We start from the raw sequence: 21,317 nt of genomic DNA on the forward strand, positions 1-21,317 counted from the left end.
CCGCGTACCCCGGCACCGGGAGAGCGCCGGGACGAGGGTGGCTACCATGGCATTTCCACCTGGGGTCCAACGAGGAGTGCTCTTGCCAGACGAGGCCCAGCCGCTCACCACCGCACAGCACCAGGACGCCGGGGACGGCGGCCCCGGCGCGGAGGCGCCGCGCGCCGGTACGGCCCCTTCGAGCGGCGGAGCGGGCAAGCCCGGCTCCGGCTCCGGCCCTGGCCCCGGTCCCAACGGCTCCTCGCCCGCCCCCACGCCCACCGCCTCCGCCGCGTCCCCCGCGCCCTCCACACCCCCCGCCTCCGGCTCCTCAGCGCCCGTCAGGCGCGACGGCAACGGCCCGCGGGGAGAGCGCACGGAGCAGGAGCGGATGACGCCCGCGCGCCCCGTCTCCGGCGTCTCGGGCCGCTCGGGCTCCTCCAACCGCGTACGGGCCCGGCTCGCCCGCCTCGGCGTGCAGCGCTCCAGCCCCTTCAACCCGGTGCTGGAGCCCCTGCTGCGCATAGTGCGCAGCAACGACCCCAAGATCGAGTCGTCCACGCTCCGCCAGATCGAGCGGGCCTACCAGGTCGCCGAGCGCTGGCACCGGGGCCAGAAGCGCAAGAGCGGCGATCCGTACATCACCCACCCGCTCGCGGTGACCACGATCCTCGCCGAGCTGGGCATGGACCCGGCCACTCTGATGGCGGGTCTGCTGCACGACACCGTCGAGGACACCGAGTACGGGCTCGACACGCTCCGTCGCGACTTCGGCGACCAGGTCGCGCTGCTGGTGGACGGCGTCACCAAGCTGGACAAGGTCAAGTTCGGCGAGGCGGCGCAGGCCGAGACGGTGCGCAAGATGGTCGTGGCCATGGCCAAGGACCCGCGCGTGCTGGTCATCAAGCTCGCCGACCGCCTGCACAACATGCGCACCATGCGCTATCTGCGCCGCGAGAAGCAGGAGCAGAAGGCCCGCGAGACGTTGGAGATCTTCGCCCCGCTCGCTCACCGGCTGGGCATGAACACCATCAAGTGGGAGCTGGAGGACCTCGCCTTCGCGATCCTCTACCCCAAGATGTACGACGAGATCGTCCGCCTGGTCGCCGAGCGCGCCCCGAAGCGGGACGAGTACCTCGCCGTCGTCACCGACGAGGTCCAGGCCGATCTGCGCGCGGCGCGCATCAAGGCCACCGTCACGGGGCGGCCCAAGCACTACTACAGCGTCTACCAGAAGATGATCGTGCGAGGCCGGGACTTCGCGGAGATCTACGACCTGGTCGGCATCCGCGTCCTGGTGGACACCGTGCGTGACTGCTACGCGGCGCTCGGTACGGTCCACGCCCGCTGGAACCCGGTTCCCGGGCGGTTCAAGGACTACATCGCGATGCCGAAGTTCAACATGTACCAGTCGCTGCACACGACGGTCATCGGCCCCGGCGGCAAGCCCGTCGAGCTCCAGATCCGCACGTTCGACATGCACCGCCGCGCCGAGTACGGCATCGCCGCGCACTGGAAGTACAAGCAGCAGGCCGTGGCAGGCGCCTCCAAGGTGCGCACCGACGTGCCGAAGAGCGGCGGAAAGGCGGGCGGCCAAGAGGCCATCAACGACATGTCCTGGCTGCGGCAGTTGCTCGACTGGCAGAAGGAGACCGAGGACCCGGGTGAGTTCCTTGAGTCCCTGCGCTTCGACCTCTCCCGCAACGAGGTCTTCGTCTTCACGCCCAAGGGCGACGTCATAGCGCTCCCGGCCGGTGCCACCCCGGTCGACTTCGCTTACGCCGTGCACACCGAGGTCGGCCACCGGACGATAGGGGCCCGCGTCAACGGGCGCCTCGTCCCACTGGAGTCCACCCTCGACAACGGCGACACCGTCGAGGTCTTCACCTCCAAGGCACCCGGCGCCGGGCCCTCCCGCGACTGGCTGGGCTTCGTCAAGTCACCGCGCGCCCGCAACAAGATCCGGGCCTGGTTCACCAGGGAGCGCAGGGACGAGGCCATCGAGCAGGGCAAGGACGCCATCGCCCGCGCGATGCGCAAGCAGAACCTGCCGATGCAGCGCATCCTCACGGGCGACTCGCTGGTGACCCTGGCCCACGAGATGCGCTATCCCGACATCTCCGCGCTCTACGCGGCCATCGGCGAGGGCCATGTCACGGCGCAGAGCGTCGTCCAGAAGCTCGTGCAGGCCATGGGCGGGGAGGACGAGGCCAACGAGGACCTGGCCGAGACCTCGCCGCCCATGCAGGGCAGCACCCGCGCCAAGCGCCGCTCGCACAGCGACCCGGGCGTGGTCGTCAAGGGTGTCGACGACGTGTGGGTCAAGCTCGCCCGCTGCTGTACGCCGGTGCCGGGCGATCCCATCATCGGCTTCGTGACCCGCGGCGCGGGCGTCTCGGTGCACCGCGCGGACTGCGTCAACGTCGACTCGCTCTCCAGGGAGCCCGAGCGCATCCTCGACGTGGAGTGGGCGCCGACGCAGTCCTCGGTCTTCCTCGTCGCCATCCAGGTGGAGGCGCTGGACCGCTCGCGGCTGCTCTCGGACGTCACGCGGGTGCTGTCCGACCAGCACGTCAACATCCTCTCCGCGGCCGTCCAGACCTCCCGCGACCGCGTGGCCACCTCGCGCTTCACGTTCGAGATGGGCGACCCCAAGCACCTGGGGCACGTGCTCAAGGCGGTCAGGGGCGTGGAGGGCGTCTACGACGTGTACCGCGTGACCTCGGCGCGCAGGCCCACGGAGTCCTCGTAGCGGAGCGGCCGTCGGCGGTACGGCCGCCGTCGACGCCGACAGGGGAGAGGGCCCCGGTAATCGCTACCGGGGCCCTCTCCCACGCGTGGGGTGCGTTGTGCTGTCGGCGCGGCGTCAGCCGCCGAACTCGTGGAGGCCCTTGAGCGCCTGGTCCAGCAGCTCCTGCCGCCCGGCCAGTTCCCGCTCCAGCTTCTCGGCCTTCGCGGTGTTGCCCGCGGCGCGCGCCTGCTCGACCTGCCCGCGCAGCTTGTCGACGGCGTCCTGGAGCTGCCCCGTCAAACCCGCCGCGCGGGCCCTCGCCTCGGGGTTGGTGCGGCGCCACTCGGCCTCCTCGGCCTCCTGGATCGCCCGCTCCACGGCGTGCATCCGGCCCTCGATCTTCGGCTTGGCGTCGCGGGGCACGTGGCCGATCGCGTCCCAGCGCTCGTTGATCGCGCGGAAGGCACCGCGTGCCGCCTTGAGATCGGTGACGGGGAGCAGCTTCTCGGCCTCGACGGCCAGCTCCTCCTTGCGCGTCAGGTTCTCCCGCTGCTCGGCGTCGCGCTCGGCGAACACCTCGCCGCGCGCCTGGAAGAAGACGTCCTGGGCGCCGCGGAAGCGCTGCCACAGATCGTCCTCGTGCTCACGCTGCGCGCGCCCGGCGGACTTCCACTCCTGCATCAGCTCGCGGTACTTGGCCGCCGTCGGACCCCACTCGCGGGAGCCGGAGAGCGCCTCGGCCTCCGCCACGAGCTTCTCCTTGTGCTGCCGCGCCTCCTCGCGCTGCGCGTCGAGCTGCGCGAAGTGCGCCTTGCGGCGCTTGGAGAAGGCGGAGCGGGCGTGGGAGAAACGGCGCCACAGCTCGTCGTCGGTCTTGCGGTCGAGCCGGGGCAGGCCCTTCCAGGTGTCGACCAGTGCCCGCAGCCGCTCGCCCGCTGCCCGCCACTGCTCGCTCCCCGCCAGCTCCTCCGCCTCGGCGACCAACTGCTCCTTGGCGCCGCGGGCCTCCTCGCTCTGCTTGGCCTTCTCCGCCTTGCGCTCCTCGCGGCGCGCCTCGACGGCCTCCACCAGCTTGTCGAGCCGCTGCCGCAGGGCGTCCAGATCGCCGACCGCGTGATGCGCTTCCACCTGCTCGCGCAGGTGGTCGATGGCGGCCGTGGCGTCCTTCGCGGACAGGTCGGTGGTCCGCACCCGGCGCTCAAGGAGGCCGATCTCCACGACCAGACCTTCGTACTTGCGCTTGAAGTAGGCCAGCGCCTCGTCGGGGGAGCCGGCCTGCCACGATCCGACGACCTTCTCGCCGTCGGCCGTACGCACGTACACGGTCCCCGTCTCGTCGACGCGGCCCCACGGGTCGCTGCTCACAGCGCCTCCTCCACATGATGCCCACGAGGGGCGCGCGGCCCCCGGCATCGTCCACAGTTCTCGTCAAGGCCAACATAGGCGACCGGCGGGCACGCTGTCCGCATCCGGCCGGGTCGAAATTTCGGGTTCGTGCGCCCCTGGAGGGGCCAGGACCCTCAGGACTTGCGCACCGTCGCCTTGTCGATCACCACCGTCGCGTTGGGCGGGGTGTTCTGCGTCTGCGGGTCCGTGGTGGACCCCGCCTCCGCGATCTTCCTGAGCACGTCCATGCCCTTGGTGATCTTGCCGAACGGTGTGTAGTCGGGCGGCAGTTGGCTGTCCTCGAAGACGAGGAAGAACTGGCTGCCGCCGGTGTCGCGGCCCTTCTTGGACTGCGCGTCGTACTGGTTGGCCATCGCCACCGTGCCCGCCGGATACGTGTTGTCCTTGAGCCGCGAGTCCTTCAGGTTCTCGTCCGGGATGGTGTAGCCGGGGCCGCCCTGCCCCGTGCCCGTCGGATCGCCGCACTGGAGCACGTGGATGCCCTCGTCGACGAGGCGGTGGCACTTGGTGTGGTCGAAGAACTTCTCGCCCGCGAGGAAGTCGAAGGAGTTCACGGTGTGCGGGGCCTTCGAGGCGTCCATCTCGAAGGCGATGCCGCCGCAGGTGGTGTCCAGCTCCATCGTGTACGTGGCCGACTCGTCGATCTTCATCGACGGCTCCTTCTTCCACTGCTCGTCGCCCGGCTTCCCGCCTGCGGGCTTGCCGCAGGGGTCCGGGGCCTCGCTCGGCGAGGGGCTGGCCTGCGCGTCGTCGGCGCTGCTGTCCTTGTCGCCGCCGAGGCCGCCCGAGGCGGCGTACGCGGCGCCCGCAGCGATCACGAGCGCCAGACCGCCCGCGATGGCCGCGTTCCGCAGGCGGTTCTTGCGCCGCCGCGCGGCACGGCGCTCCTGCTGCCGCAGGTACTTCTCACGGGCGAGCTGCTTCCTGCGCTGATCACTGCTGACCACGGGTCGTCTCCTTCTGGCCGTGCGTGCGTCGGGACGTGGTGCTGGGGTGGAGCGGGACGGTGGTGCGGGGAGTGGTGCCGGGGGTGCTGCCAGGAGTGTTGCTGAAAGTAATACCGGGCGGTGCCGGGTGGTGCTGTGCTGGTGCTCCAAGATGGTGCGCCCGGCTGTGTACGGCCTGTGTCCGTACGGGCCGGGGCCGGGCCGGCGCGTACACGGGTTCGCGGCGTCCGCACCGCCGCCGGTAGGCTGTGACCTCGGTTGAATCGCCGTTGCCACTGTCGGACGACTGAAGGACGATCGTGCTCGTTGCCGGGTTCCCCGCCGGGGCCTGGGGGACCAATTGTTATCTGGTCGCCCCCGCCGCCGGTGAGGAGTGCGTGATCATCGACCCGGGCCACCAGGCCGCCGAGGGCGTCGAGGAGGCCGTCGCCAAGCACCGGCTCAAGCCGGTCGCCGTCATCCTCACCCATGGCCACATCGACCATGTCGCCTCGGTCATGCCCGTGTGCGGAGCGCACGACGTGCCCGCCTGGATCCACCCCGCCGACCGCTACATGATGAGCGATCCCGAGAAGGCCCTCGGCCGCTCCATCGGGCAGCCCCTCATGGGCGAGCTGTCCATCGGCGAGCCCGACGACGTCGAGGAGCTGACGGACGGCGCGAAGCTGGAGCTGGCAGGGCTGGAGCTGACCGTCGCGCACGCGCCGGGCCATACCAAGGGGTCGGTGACCTTCCGGATGCCCGAGCGGGCCGATGTGCCGCCCGTCTTCTTCTCGGGCGACCTGCTGTTCGCCGGCTCCATCGGACGCACCGACCTGCCCGGGGGAGACCACGGCGAGATCCTCCAGTCGCTGGCACGCGTGTGCCTGCCGCTGGAGGACGAGACCGTCGTGCTCTCGGGCCACGGCCCCCAGACCACCATCGGCCGCGAGCGCGCCACCAACCCGTTCCTGCGGGAAGTGGCCTCCGGCCCCGGCGGCGGCGCACCGAACGCCGCCCCGCGACGAGGAATGTGACACCAGTCCGTTGAGCACCTTCAAGGCCCCCAAGGGCACCTACGACCTGATCCCCCCGGAATCCGCGAAGTTCCTCGCGGTGCGCGAGGCGCTCTCCGCGCCGCTGCGGCGCTCCGGATACGGGTACACCGAGACGCCCGGCTTCGAGAACGTCGAGCTGTTCGCGCGTGGCGTCGGCGAGTCCACCGACATCGTCACCAAGGAGATGTACACCCTCACCACCAAGGGCGGCGACGAACTGGCGCTGCGCCCCGAGGGCACCGCCTCCGTGCTGCGCGCCGCGCTGGAGGCCAACCTCCACAAGAGCGGCAACCTGCCCGTCAAGCTCTGGTACTCCGGCTCGTACTACCGCTACGAGCGCCCCCAGAAGGGCCGCTACCGGCACTTCTCGCAGGTGGGCGCCGAGGCGATCGGCGCCGAGGACCCCTCGCTCGACGCTGAGTTGATCATCCTGGCCCACGACGCGTACCGCTCGCTCGGGCTGCGCGACTTCCGCATCCTGCTGAACTCCCTGGGCGACAAGGAGTGCCGCCCGGTCTACCGCGCCGCGCTCCAGGAGTTCCTGCGCGAGCTGGACCTGGACGAGGAGACCCGGGCGCGCATCGAGATCAACCCGCTGCGCGTCCTGGACGACAAGCGCGACAGCGTCCAGAAGCAGCTCGTCGGCGCCCCCATGATGCGCGACCACCTGTGCGAGGCGTGCCGGAGCTACCACGAGCAGGTGCGCGAGCTGCTGACGTCGGCCGGTGTCACGTACGAGGACGACCCCAAGCTGGTGCGCGGGCTCGACTACTACACGCGCACCACCTTCGAGTTCGTGCACGACGGCCTCGGCTCCCAGTCCGCCGTCGGCGGCGGCGGACGCTACGACGGTCTGTCCGAGATGATCGGCGGCCCCGCGCTGCCGTCCGTCGGCTGGGCGCTGGGCGTGGACCGCACGGTCCTGGCGCTGGAGGCCGAGGGCGTCGAGCTGGAACTGCCGCCCGCCACCGAGGTGTTCGCGGTGCCGATCGGCGACGAGGCACGGCGCGTCCTGTTCGGCGCGGTCACCGAGCTGCGGCGGCAGGGCGTCGCGGCGGACTTCGCGTACGGCGGCAAGGGCATGAAGAACGCCATGAAGTCGGCCAACCGCTCCGGCGCCCGCTTCGCGCTGCTCGTCGGCGAGCGCGATCTCACGGAGGGCGTGGCCCAGCTCAAGGACCTCGGCAGCGGGGAACAGACCGCCGTGGCACTCGATCGGGTGGTGACCGAGGTCCGCGCGCGGCTCGCGTGACCCCCACGCGAGCCCAACTGGCAGTGTGCTGCCTGGTGCACGCCGACTGATGCACAATGAGCGGCACCAGAGCCATGCAACGGACGACGGGACGAACAGCGCTATGACGACGACGGCACCCCCCGACGAAGCTCGCACGGACGCGGACGAGCCCTCCAGGGGTGCCGCCGTCGGCGCGGGCCGTGCCTTCGCCTGGATGCTCGTGATCACGGGCGCGGCCGGTCTGCTGGCCGCCTGGGTGATCACGCTCGACAAGTTCAAGCTCCTGGAGGACCCGAACTTCACACCGGGATGCAGCATGAACCCGGTCGTCTCCTGCGGCAGCGTCATGAAGAGCGAGCAGGCGGCGGCGTTCGGCGCCCCCAACCCCATGATCGGGCTGGTGGCCTACGGCATCGTGATCTGCGTCGGCATGAGCCTGATCGCCAGGGCGCGCTTCCCGCGCTGGTACTGGCTGACGTTCAACGCGGGCACCCTCTTCGGCGTCGTCTTCTGCGCCTGGCTCACCTACCAGTCGCTCTACAACATCAACGCCCTGTGCCTGTGGTGCTCCCTCGCCTGGGTCGCCACGATCATCATGTTCTGGTACGTCACGGCCCACAACGTACGCCACGGCTTCCTGCCGACGCCCGCTCCGGTGCGCGGCTTCTTCACCGAGTTCCCGTGGGTCATGCCGGTGCTGCACATCGGGATCATCGGCATGCTGATCCTGACCCGCTGGTGGGACTTCTGGACGAGCTGAACCCCGCTTCTCCGGCAGCGCGCCCCCGGCGGTACCCACCGCCGGGGGCGCGCTGTCAGTGGGGTGACTTAGGGTTTTGACGTGGAGCCCGACCTGTTCACCGCAGCCGCAGAGGAACGCCAGACGCAGGACCCGTCGGCCAGCCCCCTGGCCGTACGGATGCGTCCGCGCACTCTGGACGACGTCGTGGGGCAGCAGCATCTGCTGCGCCCCGGTTCACCGTTGCGCCGCCTGGTGGGGGAGGCGGGCGGCGGCCCAGCGGGGCCCTCCTCGGTGATGCTCTGGGGGCCGCCGGGCACGGGCAAGACCACCCTCGCCTATGTCGTCAGCCAGGCCACGGACAAGCGCTTCGTGGAACTCTCCGCGATCACCGCGGGCGTCAAGGAGGTCCGGGCCGTCATCGACAGCGCCCGCCGCTCCTCCGGGGCATACAGCAAGGACACCGTCCTCTTCCTGGACGAGATCCACCGCTTCAGCAAGGCCCAGCAGGACTCCCTGCTGCCCGCGGTCGAGAACCGCTGGGTGACCCTGATCGCGGCCACCACGGAGAACCCGTACTTCTCGGTGATCTCCCCGCTGCTCTCCCGCTCCCTGCTGCTGACGCTGGAACCACTGACCGACGCGGACATCCGCGGCCTCCTGCACCGCGCCGTGGAGCAGGAGAGGGGCCTGGGCGGCGCTGTGTCGCTCTCTGCGGAGTCGGAGGCGCACCTGCTGCGAATCGCCGGGGGCGATGCCCGCCGGGCCCTCACAGCGCTGGAGGCGGGCGCGGGCTCGGCGCTCGCCAAGGGCGAGTCGGAGATCACCCTCTCCACGCTGGAGGCGGCCGTCGACCGCGCGGCGGTGAAGTACGACCGCGACGGCGATCAGCACTACGACGTGTCCAGTGCCCTCATCAAGTCCATCCGGGGCTCGGACGTGGACGCGGCGCTGCACTATCTGGCCCGCATGATCGAGGCGGGCGAGGACCCGCGCTTCATCGCCAGGCGCCTGATGATCTCCGCCAGCGAGGACATCGGCATGGCGGATCCGACGGCGCTCCAGACGGCGGTCGCCGCGGCCCAGGCGGTCGCGATGATCGGCTTCCCCGAAGCGCGGATCACGCTGGGGCAGGCGGTCGTGGCACTGGCGCTGGCCCCGAAGTCGAACGCGGCGTACAAGGCGATAGACGCGGCGCTGGCGGACGTACGGGCCGGTGTGGCCGGGCCGGTGCCGCCGCATCTGCGGGACAGCCACTACAAGGGCTCGGAGAAGCTGGGGCACGGGAAGGGGTACCAGTACCCCCATGATCTGCCCGGCGGGATCGCGGCCCAGCAGTACGCCCCGGAGGGCATCCACGGGAAGCGGTACTACGAGCCGACGCGGTACGGGGCCGAGGCACGGTACGCGGACGTCGCCGAACGCGTCCGCGCCCGCCTCCACGGCTCCTCCGGCGACGCTACGGATTGACGCGGGGCGCTGCGCTGGGCGGTTCGCCGGGGGTGTTGCGCGGGACGGTTCGCCGGTGTGGTGGGCACTGTAGGGCCCCGCGCTGATTTTGGTGCCCCTGTCCGGGGGTGCCGTCGTGTGGCTGGGCGCCGTGTTCGGCTGCCTGGCCGGTGGCTTCGGCGCGGCGTGTGGTTGCGGTGCGTCGCGGCTGGGGCCGCGTGGTTCTTGGTTTGTGCCGGTGGTTGTGGGGTTGGTGTGTGGTGGGGGTCGGTGCCGTGCCGGGGTGTCTCCTCGGGCGGCGACAAGTGCGGGTCGGCTTTTCGGCTGCCTGCACATACTCGTCGCCACCACTTGCGGGGACACCCCACCACGTCCCCTCCCACCCGGTGGCCACCAGCAGGTCGGTGCCCCCTCGTCGCCACCACTTGCGGGGACACCCCACCACGTCCCCTCCCACCCGGTGGCCACCTGCACGCTTGTTCCCATGCTGTGGACCGGCACCGTGCCGGAGGGGGCCCAGCCACCCTTGTTGTGGGCAGTCGTCCCGTGGGCGGGACGGGTGGGCACAACCCGTGCCACCGGCCCGCAGCACGCGAACGAGGCCCCGAGGGGCACCTGGGCAGGCGCCCCCTGTGAGGAGAGGAGCACCCCGTGTGGGCTTCACCCCGCACCCCGTGAAGGGGTGCGACCGGTGAAGGGGTGACCCTGTGTTTCTTTCCGTACCCCGCGAAGGGGTTACGTGTCGGAGGCGGCCTCGAAGAGGGCGTGCATCGCGCGGCGGAGCTGGATGACGTCCCCCACGGGCTCGGGGAACTCGAACCGTGCGTCGAAGCACCGCTCCCCGCCCCCTTCGCAGAACCGCACCCGCATCCCGTGCCGGTCCAGCGCGAGCGGCACGACCTCGTCCCGCGCACCGCAGACCGCGTCGCGCTCGCCCAGGAGGGAGCACAGGCCCCGGACCTGGTCGGCGTGGGAGGACGCGAGGTGCTGGAGCAGTTCGGCCTCGTGCCGCATCAGGGGGTCGGGCGCGGCCGAGGCGAAGTCGTCGGGCTCGACGTGCTCGGCGCCCCACAGATCGTCGACGTACGCCTCGCCGATCTCCAGCCGCAGCAGCATCCAGGCCACGTCGGGCGCGGGCCCCTCGGGCTGGCGCTCGGCGATGAGCTGGGCGCAGGCGGCCCGTTCCTCGTTGCGCACTGCGGTGAGCCATCCCGCCACCCAGGCCCGTCCGCGGATGCGGTGCGGCACCGAGACGGGAGCCACATCAGTGATCTCCATCACGGCGGTGACGTCGTCGTCCTGAGCGTAGGCCGCGGCCCTTGCTGCCGGGGATGCGGCGGGCACGAGCAGGATCACGTCGCCGTCCGGAGTGACCGCTCTGGCCTCCGGTGAGCCGCTGCCGAGGGGGGCCTGCGGGGTCTGCTCGACCGCCTCGGCGCCAGGAATGGTCAGGGACGCGGATACGCTTGACTCCACGAGGGTTCGTACACGCTCGGCCGCCGTCGGCTGCCGGGCGTCTTCCGTGGGACGCGGCTGATCCCCCTCGGTGTCGTAACCGGGCAGGGGAATCCCAGGTCGAAACATACGTTCTCCTCCGCTAAGGTAAGCCTCACCTAACTTACACGGAGGTCCGTTCAACGTGAACCAGTCGCGTCCCAAGGTCAAGAAGTCGCGTGCCCTCGGCATCGCGCTGACCCCGAAGGCCGTGAAGTACTTCGAGCAGCGCCCGTACCCGCCGGGGGAGCACGGCCGGGGCCGCAAGCAGAACAGTGACTACAAGGTCCGTCTGCTGGAGAAGCAGCGTCTGCGCGCGCAGTACGACATCAGCGAGCGCCAGATGGCGCGCGCGTACGACCGCGCCCGCAAGACCGACGGCAAGACCGGCGAGGCCCTGGTCATCGAGCTGGAGCGCCGTCTCGACGCGCTCGTGCTGCGGTCCGGCCTGGCCCGTACGATCTACCAGGCCCGCCAGATGGTCGTGCACGGCCACATCTCGGTGAACGACCGCAAGGTCGACAAGCCGTCCTTCCGGGTCAGCCCGGGCGACGTGGTGATGGTGCGCGAGCGCAGCCGCTCCAAGCACCCCTTCCAGGTCGCACGCGAGGGTGGCTACGACACCGAGGGCGAGACCCCGCGCTACCTGGAGGTCAACCTCCCGGCGCTGGCGTTCCGCCTGGACCGGGACCCCAACCGCAAGGAGATCCCGGTGATCTGCGACGAGCAGCTCGTCGTGGAGTACTACGCACGCTGAGTCCGCCCGTCAGGACGCGCCCGGACCCGCCAGGACCGGAGCGCGTCCGACGTGCGCGGCGTGCGCAGCGCGTGCGTCGACGTACCCGTACGCCGACGTGCGCGGCACCCCCGCTGGCCACGCGCGGCCCGCGCTCACACCCCGCGTTCGCCGTCCGCGCTCCCCGCAGGCGGCACCGCGTGCTGCCGTGCCCGCTGTCCCGGCGCGCCCCGGGGGCGTCGCGTGGAGTGCCCCGCGTCCCGCTCAGCGCGTGCCACGGCCGGTCCTGGGGCCCGCTCCGTCACCTCGCGGGTGACGAGCGCGACGAGGCCCATCTCGTGCCCCCGCCGGTAAGCGCGCTCGAACCGCTCCTCGCCCAGCTCGGCCAGCAGCCGCGCCCGGCACCCTGTGCCCGGCTGCGAGAAGTAGTGCGACCCGAAGCGCTGGGCGCCCAGCAGCCGCCAGCCCGCGACCGTGGCGCCGACCACCTCGGCAGCCCGCTCGGGCTCGGACTCCGCGAGCAGCGGGGCCAGATGCTCCAGCGCCATCGTCATGCCCAGCACGTCGTGGAACTCGCGCTTGATCGTCAGGCACTCCACGCTGAGCGCCCGCGCCAGCTCGTCGTCGCCGCGCACCATGTGCGCGTAGGCCAGCACGTACAGCGCGTACGACAGCGCCCAGCGCTCCCCGCTCTCCGCCGAGATCTCGCGGGCCTCCTCGCCGAGGGAGAGCGCGGCCTCCAGCTCGCCGTCGAAGGCGTGGGCCATCGCCAGCTCGATCTGCGCGAGGATCACCAGCGTGTTCAGCTCGCCCAGCTCGCGGAAGCGCTCCAGCGCGTCGGCCAGCAGCGTCTTCGCGCGGGGCAGGTCGTCGCCGACGACGGCCAGGCAGCCCAGCATCTGGGTCGCGTAGGCGGTGGCCGTCGCGTCCTGGCCGTCCTCTGCCAACTCCAGACACTCGTGCAGCACCCCGAGCGCGCCGACCGCGTCGCCCCGTACGACCGAGGCGAGCCCCGAGACCCACAGCGCCTTCGCGCGCGCCTCCGGCTGCTCGCCCTCCAGGCTCAGCGCGCGGTCCAGCCACAACTGCCCCTCGGCGAGGCGTCCGCAGCCGATCCAGTAGAACCACAGCGTCCCGGCCAGGTACTGGCCCGTGTGTGCGTCCTCGGGCGACTCCAGGCTGCACTCCAGCGCCAGCCGCAGATTGGGCAGCTCCCGCTCCACGCGCGCCGCCAGCTCGGCCTGGCGCGGGCTGAACCAGTCCAGCTCGCACCACGTGGCCAGGCCCAGATACCAGTCGCGGTGGCGGCGGCGCAGCCGCTCCGTCTCGCCCAGTTCCTCCAGCCACCACGCGCCGTACTCGCGCACCGTGTCCAGCAGCCGGTAGCGCGCCTGGCCCGTCGCGTCCTCGCGCCCGTCCCTGACGACGACGGACTGCGCGACCAGCTCCTCCAGCACCGGCAGTACCTGGTCGGCGTGCAGGCCGCCGCCGGAGCACAGGTACTCGGCGGCCTCCAGGTCGAAGGTGCCCGCGAAGACCGAGAGCCGCGCCCACAGCAGGCGCTCCTCCGGCGTGCACAGCTCGTGGCTCCAGCCGATCGCCGTGCGCAGCGTCTGGTGGCGGGGGAGCGCGGTGCGGCTGCTGTTGGTCAGCAGCCGGAAGCGGTCGTCGAGGCGCTGCGCGATCTGCTCGACGGACAGCGCCCGCAGCCGCCCCGCTGCCAGCTCCAGGGCCAGCGGAATCCCGTCGAGGCGGCGGCACAGCTCGGCCACGGGGGACCGGTGCGCCCCGGGTGCCCCGTCCGTCGCTTGCGCACCTTGCGCACCTTGCGCACCTTGCGCGGCGAAGCCGGGCAGCACGGCCTCGGCGCGCGCGTGGAAGAGCGCGACGGCCTCGTCCTCGGGCATCGGAGCCAGCGTGAACAGATGCTCGCCCGCGACGTCCAGGGGGCGGCGGCTGGTCGCCAGCACGCGCAGCCCGGGGGACCGGCGCAGCAGCTCGGCGGTCAGCGCCGCGCACTCCTCGACGAGGTGCTCGCAGCCGTCCATGATCAGCAGCGCCTCGCGCCGCGCCAGGTGGCGCGCGAGCGCGGAGCGGGGCGGGCGGCCCGAGTTGTCGGAGAGGTCCAGGGCCTCGGCCACGGTGTGGTCCAGCAGCCCGCCGTCCCGCAGGCCCGACAGTTCGACGAGCCAGACCCCGTCGCAGAAGCGATCCTGCAACCGCTGAGCCGAGCGCTGCGCCAGCCGCGACTTGCCGACTCCGCCGACGCCCGTCACGGTCACCAGCCTGGCCTCGGCGAACCGCTCGCACACCCCGGCCACTTCGCCCTCGCGGCCCACGAAGCCGCTGAGCGCGGCGGGGAGATTGCCCGGTGCGCGCGGGCGTCCGGTGCTCTCCTGAGGCGTCGCCTCTGAGCGCTGGAAGGGTCGCATGGAACACGGAGCGTACTGGGTGGTGTGCGCACCGTACAATCGCCCGGGATGACGTACGCACGCGCCCTTTCCGCCCCGCCAGTAATGCGGTACGGACGCGGGGCGCGGGCGCGATAAGGTCGGTACCTGCCGCCGCCCGTACAGGGAGTGCAGGCCGCATCTGGCAGGCGGCGGCCGACCCCAAGACGACCCGAGGGAAGCGGTGCAGCGTGTCCGGTGGAGAAGTGGCCGGTCTCCTGGTGGCTGTCTTCTGGGCGATTCTGGTGTCGTTCCTCGCCGTAGTGCTGGTGAGGCTCGCGCAGACGCTCAAGGCGGCGACCAAGCTGGTGACGGGCGTGACGGAGCAGGCGGTCCCCCTCCTGGGCGAGGCATCGGCCACTGTGCGCAGCGCGCAGAGCCAGCTCGACCGCGTGGACGCCATCGCGACGGACGTCCAGGAGGTCACCTCCAACGCCTCCGCGCTCTCCTCCACCGTCTCCACCACCTTCGGCGGCCCGCTCGTCAAGGTCGCCGCCTTCGGCTACGGAGTGCGGCGCGCGCTGGGACGCAAGAAGAGCGAGCAGGCACCGCCCCGCAGGGTGGTCGTGAGCCGCACGCTGCCGACCCCCCGCCGTACCGCAGGACGCAAGCGCGGAAAGGGCTGATCCACGCATATGTTCCGCCGTGCCTTCTGGTTCACCACCGGCGCAGCAGCCGGGGTCTGGGCCACCACCAAGGTTCAGCGCAAGATCCGCTCCCTCGCCCCTGACGCGCTGGCCGTCCGCGCCGCGGACAAGGCCGTCGAAGGCGGCCACAGGCTCAAGGAGTTCGCACTCGACGTCCGCGCCGGAATGGCACAGCGCGAGACCGAGTTGAACGAGGCACTGGGCCTGGAGACGCCCGTGGAGGCGCCCGCGCAGGCGACCCGCCCGCTCCCCGCCCGGGGCCGGAGGGCCGAGCTGGGGACGACACACCCGTACGACCGGAATGAGGACCACTGATGGAGTCGGCTGAAATCCGCCGCCGCTGGCTGCGCTTCTTCGAGGAGCGGGGGCACACCGTCGTGCCGTCGGCGTCGCTGATCGCGGACGACCCGACGCTGCTGCTGGTCCCCGCGGGCATGGTCCCCTTCAAGCCCTACTTCCTCGGCGAGGTCAAGCCGCCCTTCAAGCGCGCGACGAGCGTGCAGAAGTGCGTGCGCACGCCGGACATCGAAGAGGTCGGCAAGACCACCCGCCACGGCACCTTCTTCCAGATGTGCGGCAACTTCTCCTTCGGTGACTACTTCAAGGAGGGCGCCGCCAAGTTCGCCTGGGAGCTGCTCACCCTCTCCCAGGACGAGGGCGGCTACGGCCTGGACCCCTCGCGCCTGTGGATCACGGTCTACGAGGAGGACGACGAGGCCGAGCGCATCTGGCGCGATGTCGTCGGTGTCCCCGCCGAGCGCATCCAGCGGCTCGGCAAGGAGGAGAACTACTGGGACATGGGCGTGCCGGGGCCCTGCGGTCCCTGCTCCGAGATCAACTACGACCGTGGCCCCGAGTTCGGCGAGGAGGGCGGCCCCGCCGTCAACGACGAGCGCTACGTGGAGATCTGGAACCTGGTCTTCATGCAGTACGAGCGCGGTCCCGGCGAGGGCAAGAACTACCCGATCCTCGGTGACCTGCCCAGCCAGAACATCGACACGGGCCTCGGCCTCGAACGCCTGGCGATGATCCTCCAGGGCGTGCGCAACATGTACGAGATCGACACCTCGCGCATGATCATCGACAGGGCCGGCGAGCTGACCGGCGTGCGCTACGGCGACGCCGAGGAGTCCGACGTCTCCCTGCGCGTGGTCGCCGACCACATCCGCACCGCCATCATGCTCATCGGCGACGGCGTCACCCCCGGCAACGAGGGCCGCGGCTACGTCCTGCGCCGCATCATGCGCCGCGCCATCCGCAACATGCGCATCCTCGGCGCCAGCGGCCCCACCGTCGCCGAGCTGACGGACACCGTCATCAAGGCCATGGGCCCGCAGTACCCCGAGCTGGTCGAGGACCGCAAGCGCGTCGAGACGGTCGCGCTGGCCGAGGAGGCCGCCTTCCTCAAGACCCTCAAGGCGGGCACCAACATCCTCGACACCGCCGTGTCCGAGACCAAGGCGGGCGGCAGCGGCGTCCTCCCCGGCGACAAGGCGTTCCTGCTCCACGACACCTGGGGCTTCCCCATCGACCTCACCCTGGAGATGGCCGCCGAGCAGGGGCTGTCCGTGGACGAGGCGGGCTTCCGGCGCCTGATGAAGGAGCAGCGGGAGCGCGCCAAGGCCGACGCCAAGGCCAAGAAGCAGGGCCACGTCGACCTCTCCGCCTACCGCGCCATCGCGGACAGCAGCGGCGTCACCGACTTCACCGGCTACACCCAGACGGAGGGCGAGGCCGACATCGTCGGCCTGCTCGTCGACGGAGCGCCCTCGCCCGCCGCGCGCGAGGGCGACGACGTCGAGGTCGTCCTCGACCGCACCCCCTTCTACGCCGAGGGCGGCGGCCAGCTCGCCGACACGGGCCGCATCAAGCTCGGCAACGGCGCCGTGATCGAGGTCCGCGACGTGCAGCAGCCGGTCCCCGGCGTCACCGTGCACAAGGGTGCAGTGCAGGTCGGCGAAGTGACCGTGGGCGCTTCCGCCTACGCCCAGATCGACGGCGACAGGCGCCGCTCCATCGCCCGCGCCCACAGCGCCACCCACCTCACCCACCAGGCGCTGCGCGACGCGCTGGGCCCGACGGCAGCGCAGGCGGGCTCCGAGAACTCGCCGGGCCGCTTCCGCTTCGACTTCGGCTCCCCGGCCGCCGTGCCCGGCACGGTACTGACGGACGTCGAGCAGCGGATCAACGAGGTGCTGGCCCGCGAACTGGACGTCCAGGCCGAGTACATGGGCATCGACGAGGCCAAGAAGCAGGGCGCGCTGGCCGAGTTCGGCGAGAAGTACGGCGAGCGGGTCCGCGTGGTCACCATCGGCGACTTCTCCAAGGAGCTGTGCGGCGGCACCCACGTCCACAACACCGCGCAGCTCGGCCTGGTCAAGCTGCTGGGCGAGTCCTCGATCGGCTCCGGGGTGCGCCGCGTGGAGGCCCTCGTCGGCGTCGACGCGTACAAGTTCCTGGCCCGCGAGCACACCGTCGTCTCGCAGCTCACCGAGCTGGTCAAGGGGCGTCCCGAGGAGCTGCCGGAGCGCGTCTCCGGGATGATCACCAAGCTGCGGGACGCGGAGAAGGAGATCGAGCGCTTCCGCGCCGAGAAGGTCCTCCAGGCCGCCGCGGGGCTCGCCGAGGGCGCCAAGGATGTGCGGGGCGTAGCCCTGGTCACGGCGCAGGTGCCCGACGGCACCACGGCCGACGACCTGCGCACCCTCGTCCTCGACGTGCGCCAGCGCATCACGGGGGGCCGTCCCGCGGTGATCGCCCTGTTCGCGGTCGCCAACGGCCGCCCGGTGACGGTCATCGCCACGAACGAGGGCGCGCGCGAGCGCGGGCTCAAGGCCGGTGACCTGGTCAGGGCCGCCGCCAAGGCGCTCGGCGGAGGCGGCGGCGGCAAGCCGGACGTGGCCCAGGGCGGCGGGCAGAACGCCGCCGCCGTGCCCGAGGCCGTCGAGGCGGTCGAGCGGCTGGTGGCCGAGAGCGGCACTGCCTGATGCGACGCGGCAGGCGCCTGGCGGTCGACGTCGGTGACGCCCGCATCGGGGTCGCGAGCAGCGACCCCGACGGGCTGCTGGCGACCCCCGTCGAGACGGTGCCGGGACGTGATCTGCCCGCTGCCCAGCGGCGGCTGTCGGCGCTGGTCGCGGAGTACGAGCCGGTCGAGGTCGTCGTCGGGCTGCCTCGCTCCCTCAACGGGGGCGAGGGCCCGGCGGCGGCCAAGGTCCGCGCCTTCGCGCAGGAGCTGGCGACGAACATCACACCCGTGCCGGTGCGGCTGGTCGACGAGCGTATGAGTACGGTCACGGCGGCGCAGGGCATGCGGGCCTCCGGAGTCAGCTCGAAGAAGGGGCGGTCCCGCATCGATCAGGCGGCTGCGGTGGTGATTCTCCAGAGCGCGCTGGAGACCGAACGGGTGTCCGGCAGACCGCCGGGGCAGTGCGTCGAAGTGGTTGTCTGATCGCGGTGCGGTAACGTTCCGCGCGACACGGCAGCCGTCCGAAGAGGGCCCGTACACACGCCCGTAGACACGAGTGTCACCCGGACGTCGGCGCCGCCGGCGCGCACCATGGCTGCCGCCTCGCGGCACTAGGGGATCGATGACTGAGTATGGCCGGGGACAGGGTCCCCAACCGTGGCACCCCGAGGATCCTCTCTACGGGGACCAGGGGTGGAGCGGTGGCCAGTCCGCTTCCGGCACCTATCAGGACGGCTGGGAGCAGTACGACGGACAGCAGCAGGCCCCGCAGCAGCAGACCTACTATCCGCAGCAGGCCGCCCAGCCCCAGCACGCGGGTTACGGCGACGGCAACTGGGACGGGACGCAGGGCGGCGGTACGCAGGGCGGCGGTACGCAGGGCGGGGGAGTCGTCTATGACCCCGCGTACGGAGCGGGTGCCACCGACCCGTACGGCATACCGCCCGTAGGGCACTACGGCCCGGACGGGCAGCCGGTTCACTACGGAGCTGAGGGCGGCTACCCCCCTCCGCAGCCGCAGCACCCGCAGCAGGCCCAGCAGTACCCGCAGGATCCGTACCAGCAGGACCCCCGGTACGCCCAGCAGGGCCCGCACTACGGGCAGCAGTACGCGCAGGACCCGTACCAGCAGGAGTCCCCGTACCCGCAGGACCCCGGCTACCCGCAGCAGTACCAGGAGCCTCCCCACCAGGCCCCTCACCAGGCGCCCCATCAGCCCCCGCACCAGCGGCCGCACCCGGAGCAGCCCCCGGGCGCCGATCCGGAGACCGGCTGGGACCCGGGGCCCGACCAGGGTGAACACGCCTTCTTCACCGACCGCGAGGACGCGGAGTACGGGGAGGACGCCGACTGGGACGACGCGGATGGCGGCCGTCCGGGGCGCGAGGGGCGCAAGGACGGCCGGAGCGGCCGTGGCAGCAAGCGCCGTGGGGAGACCAAGCGCAGAAGCGGTTGTGCGTGCCTGGTCGTCTCGGTGGTGCTGGTCGGCGGCGTGGGCGCGGTCGGCTGGTTCGGCTGGGACTTCTACCAGACGCACTTCGCCCCCTCCCCCGACTACGTGGGCAAGGGCGGCGGCGAGATCCAGGTCGACATCCCCGACGGCGCCTCGCTCACCGACATGGGCACCGCGCTCCACAGCGCGGGCGTCATCAAGAGCAGCGGCGCCTTCGTCGAGGCCGCGAGCGAGAACAGCAAGGCCCAGAGCATCCAGCCGGGCTCCTACACGCTGCGCAAGCGGATGGCCGCCTCCAGCGCCATCGACATGATGCTCGACCCCGCCAGCCAGAACGGCCTCATCGTCTCCGAGGGCCTGCGCGCGACGAAGATCTACTCACTCGTGGACGCCAAGCTCGACCTCAAGGACGGCACCACGGCGAAGGCCGCCAAGACGGCCGACCTCGGGCTGCCCAAGTGGGCGAAGGGCCAGCCGGAGGGCTTCCTCTTCCCCTCCAAGTACAGCGTCGGCAAGAACACCGCTCCCGAGGACGTGCTGCGGCAGATGGTGAAGCGGGCCAAGGCCGAGTACACGAAGGTCGGCCTGGAGGACGCGGCGAAGAAGTCGGGGCAGACGCCGGAGGAGATCATCACCGTCGCCTCCCTCGTCCAGGCCGAGGCGCAGGAGGACCACGAGTTCGGCAAGGTCTCGCGGGTCATCTACAACCGGCTCGACAAGTACATGGCGCTCGGCTTCGACTCGACGATCAACTACGCGAAGGGCCGCTCGTCCCTGGACGTCTCCGTCCAGGACACCAAGTTCGACTCGCCCTACAACACGTACATGCACAAGGGCCTGCCGCCGGGGCCCATCGACAACCCCGGGCACCAGGCGATAGAGGCGGCGCTCAAGCCCACCAAGGGCGACTGGCTCTACTTCGTGACGGTGAAACCGGGCGACACCCGCTTCACCGACAACTCGGCCGAGCACGACAAGAACGTGCGGGACTTCAACATCGAACAGCGCAAGAAGAGGGAGAACGGCGGCTGATGTCCCAGCCCTCCACCGACGCGTCCGGGGCGCCGGACACCCGGAGCACCCGGACCACCCGGAGCACGACAGGAGCCAGGCGCGCGGCGGTCCTCGGCTCGCCCATCGCCCACTCGCTCTCGCCCGAGCTGCACCGCGCGGCCTACGCTGAGCTGGGCCTGACCGGGTGGACGTACGACCGGCACGAGGTGGACGAGGAGGGCATCGCGCGCTTCCTCGACGGACTGGCCGCGCGTGACGGCGGCCCGGAATGGGCTGGCCTCTCGCTCACCATGCCGCTGAAACGTGCCGTCATCCCGCTCCTGGACGAGATCACCGCGGGCGCCGCCTCCGTCGAGGCCGTCAACACGGTGGTCTTCACCGGGGACGGGCGCCGCGTCGGCGACAACACCGACATCCCGGGCATGGTCGCCGCGCTGCGCGAGCGCGGCGTCGAGAACGTCGAGCGTGCGGCCGTCCTCGGGGCCGGTGCCACCGCCTCGTCCGCGCTGGCCGCGCTGAAGCTGGTGTGCGACGGCGAGGTCACCGCGTACGTGCGCAGCGAGGCGCGGGCGCGGGAGATGCGGGGCTGGGGCGAGCGGCTCGGCGTGCCCGTCCGCCTCGCCGACTGGGCCGAAGCGGCGGAGGCGCTGACCGCGCCCCTGGTCGTCGCGACCACCCCGGCCGGGACCACGGACGCCCTCGCCGCTGCCGTGCCCGAGCGGCCCGGCACGCTCTTCGACGTCCTCTACGAGCCCTGGCCGACCGCCCTCGCCGCCGCCTGGTCCGGTAACGGCGGCACCGTCGTGGGCGGCCTGGACCTCCTCGTCCATCAGGCCGTGCTCCAGGTCGAGCAGATGACGGGGCACGCCCCTGCGCCGCTCGCCGCGATGCGTGCCGCGGGCGAGGCGGCGCTGCGGGCGCGCACGGGCTGACGCGTCCGGGGCAGTCCGGGGCGTACGTCCGGGCGGGGGCGACGCGTGCTCAGGGAGCAACAGTTCACGCGTCCGCGTACCTCCGCGCACACCGCACGCG

Annotated in this window: 16 protein-coding genes; 12 read left to right on the forward strand and 4 right to left on the reverse strand. The window is 71.6% G+C overall.

Annotation, left to right across the window (positions count from 1 at the left end; all coding sequences use genetic code 11):
• Positions 1 to 82: 82 nt before the first annotated feature.
• The gene (locus ACYVOO_RS14845; RefSeq protein ID WP_461016112.1) at positions 83 to 2,731 is read left to right on the forward strand and encodes a RelA/SpoT family protein; all 2,649 of its coding nucleotides are present in this window, start codon (positions 83 to 85) and stop codon (positions 2,729 to 2,731) included.
• A 114-nt stretch (positions 2,732 to 2,845) separates the two neighbouring features.
• Here ACYVOO_RS14845 and ACYVOO_RS14850 read toward each other — a convergent pair whose 3' ends face one another.
• Together ACYVOO_RS14850 and ACYVOO_RS14855 are read right to left on the reverse strand one after the other, a co-directional pair.
• On the reverse strand, positions 2,846 to 4,075 hold the full coding sequence (locus ACYVOO_RS14850; protein ID WP_461016113.1) for a DUF349 domain-containing protein: 1,230 nt from the start codon (positions 4,073 to 4,075) through the stop codon (positions 2,846 to 2,848).
• A gap of 155 nt (positions 4,076 to 4,230) precedes the next feature.
• On the reverse strand, positions 4,231 to 5,064 hold the full coding sequence (locus tag ACYVOO_RS14855; RefSeq protein ID WP_461016114.1) for a peptidylprolyl isomerase: 834 nt from the start codon (positions 5,062 to 5,064) through the stop codon (positions 4,231 to 4,233).
• A gap of 299 nt (positions 5,065 to 5,363) precedes the next feature.
• Here ACYVOO_RS14855 and ACYVOO_RS14860 point away from each other — a divergent pair, with 299 nt between their 5' ends.
• From ACYVOO_RS14860 to ACYVOO_RS14875, 4 genes are all read left to right on the forward strand, one after another.
• Positions 5,364 to 6,080 (forward strand): MBL fold metallo-hydrolase, encoded by a 717-nt coding sequence (locus ACYVOO_RS14860; RefSeq protein WP_461016115.1) that lies wholly within the window; start codon positions 5,364 to 5,366, stop codon positions 6,078 to 6,080.
• 10 nt (positions 6,081 to 6,090) lie between these two features.
• Entirely contained in the window at positions 6,091 to 7,353 is a 1,263-nt protein-coding gene (gene hisS / locus ACYVOO_RS14865; protein WP_461016116.1) for a histidine--tRNA ligase, read from the forward strand.
• 103 nt (positions 7,354 to 7,456) lie between these two features.
• A complete protein-coding gene (locus ACYVOO_RS14870; RefSeq protein ID WP_453350217.1) occupies positions 7,457 to 8,095 on the forward strand; it encodes a vitamin K epoxide reductase family protein in 639 nt (212 codons plus the stop codon).
• Positions 8,096 to 8,176: 81 nt separating this feature from the next.
• Positions 8,177 to 9,544, forward strand: a complete 1,368-nt coding sequence (locus ACYVOO_RS14875; RefSeq protein WP_461016117.1) for a replication-associated recombination protein A — start codon at positions 8,177 to 8,179, stop codon at positions 9,542 to 9,544.
• 714 nt (positions 9,545 to 10,258) lie between these two features.
• On the opposite strand, the gene ACYVOO_RS14880 is transcribed toward ACYVOO_RS14875, so the two are convergent.
• Entirely contained in the window at positions 10,259 to 11,107 is an 849-nt protein-coding gene (locus ACYVOO_RS14880) for a DUF2470 domain-containing protein (RefSeq protein WP_461016118.1), read from the reverse strand.
• 55 nt (positions 11,108 to 11,162) lie between these two features.
• On the opposite strand from ACYVOO_RS14880, the gene rpsD reads away from it, so the two are divergent.
• On the forward strand, positions 11,163 to 11,774 hold the full coding sequence (rpsD, locus tag ACYVOO_RS14885) for a 30S ribosomal protein S4 (protein WP_453350220.1): 612 nt from the start codon (positions 11,163 to 11,165) through the stop codon (positions 11,772 to 11,774).
• Between the two features lie 134 nt (positions 11,775 to 11,908).
• Here the strand turns inward: rpsD and ACYVOO_RS14890 are convergent, their stop codons facing one another.
• The gene (locus ACYVOO_RS14890) at positions 11,909 to 14,185 is read right to left on the reverse strand and encodes an ATP-binding protein (RefSeq protein WP_461016119.1); all 2,277 of its coding nucleotides are present in this window, start codon (positions 14,183 to 14,185) and stop codon (positions 11,909 to 11,911) included.
• Between the two features lie 209 nt (positions 14,186 to 14,394).
• On the opposite strand from ACYVOO_RS14890, the gene ACYVOO_RS14895 reads away from it, so the two are divergent.
• From ACYVOO_RS14895 to ACYVOO_RS14920, 6 genes are all read left to right on the forward strand, one after another.
• A complete protein-coding gene (locus ACYVOO_RS14895) occupies positions 14,395 to 14,829 on the forward strand; it encodes a DUF948 domain-containing protein (protein ID WP_453350222.1) in 435 nt (144 codons plus the stop codon).
• 9 nt (positions 14,830 to 14,838) lie between these two features.
• The gene (locus ACYVOO_RS14900) at positions 14,839 to 15,165 is read left to right on the forward strand and encodes a DUF6167 family protein (protein ID WP_461016120.1); all 327 of its coding nucleotides are present in this window, start codon (positions 14,839 to 14,841) and stop codon (positions 15,163 to 15,165) included.
• Positions 15,165 to 17,837 carry an alanine--tRNA ligase gene (gene alaS / locus ACYVOO_RS14905; RefSeq protein WP_461016121.1) on the forward strand — a complete coding sequence of 891 codons (2,673 nt, stop codon included), beginning with the start codon at positions 15,165 to 15,167 and terminating at the stop codon, positions 17,835 to 17,837. The genes ACYVOO_RS14900 and alaS overlap by 1 nt, the downstream gene beginning before the upstream one ends.
• Positions 17,837 to 18,301, forward strand: coding sequence for a Holliday junction resolvase RuvX (ruvX, locus tag ACYVOO_RS14910; protein ID WP_453350225.1), 465 nt, complete (start codon positions 17,837 to 17,839; stop codon positions 18,299 to 18,301). The genes alaS and ruvX overlap by 1 nt, the downstream gene beginning before the upstream one ends.
• 139 nt (positions 18,302 to 18,440) lie before the next feature.
• Positions 18,441 to 20,303, forward strand: a complete 1,863-nt coding sequence (gene mltG, locus ACYVOO_RS14915) for an endolytic transglycosylase MltG (protein WP_461016122.1) — start codon at positions 18,441 to 18,443, stop codon at positions 20,301 to 20,303.
• Positions 20,303 to 21,217, forward strand: a complete 915-nt coding sequence (locus ACYVOO_RS14920) for a shikimate dehydrogenase (RefSeq protein ID WP_461016123.1) — start codon at positions 20,303 to 20,305, stop codon at positions 21,215 to 21,217. The genes mltG and ACYVOO_RS14920 overlap by 1 nt, the downstream gene beginning before the upstream one ends.
• Positions 21,218 to 21,317 lie beyond the last annotated feature (100 nt).

The organism is Streptomyces daliensis, assembly GCF_054782395.1.

Excerpts from the sequence above, each read along its gene's own strand:
- ACYVOO_RS14870 (WP_453350217.1), top strand. The coding sequence starts at position 7,457 with ATGACGACGACGGCACCCCCCGACGAAGCTCGCACGGACGCGGACGAG.
- ACYVOO_RS14880 (WP_461016118.1), bottom strand. The coding sequence starts at position 11,107 with ATGTTTCGACCTGGGATTCCCCTGCCCGGTTACGACACCGAGGGGGAT.
- ACYVOO_RS14890 (WP_461016119.1), bottom strand. The coding sequence starts at position 14,185 with ATGCGACCCTTCCAGCGCTCAGAGGCGACGCCTCAGGAGAGCACCGGA.
- ACYVOO_RS14900 (WP_461016120.1), top strand. The coding sequence starts at position 14,839 with ATGTTCCGCCGTGCCTTCTGGTTCACCACCGGCGCAGCAGCCGGGGTC.
- alaS (WP_461016121.1), top strand. The coding sequence starts at position 15,165 with ATGGAGTCGGCTGAAATCCGCCGCCGCTGGCTGCGCTTCTTCGAGGAG.
- ruvX (WP_453350225.1), top strand. The coding sequence starts at position 17,837 with ATGCGACGCGGCAGGCGCCTGGCGGTCGACGTCGGTGACGCCCGCATC.
- mltG (WP_461016122.1), top strand. The coding sequence starts at position 18,441 with ATGACTGAGTATGGCCGGGGACAGGGTCCCCAACCGTGGCACCCCGAG.
- ACYVOO_RS14920 (WP_461016123.1), top strand. The coding sequence starts at position 20,303 with ATGTCCCAGCCCTCCACCGACGCGTCCGGGGCGCCGGACACCCGGAGC.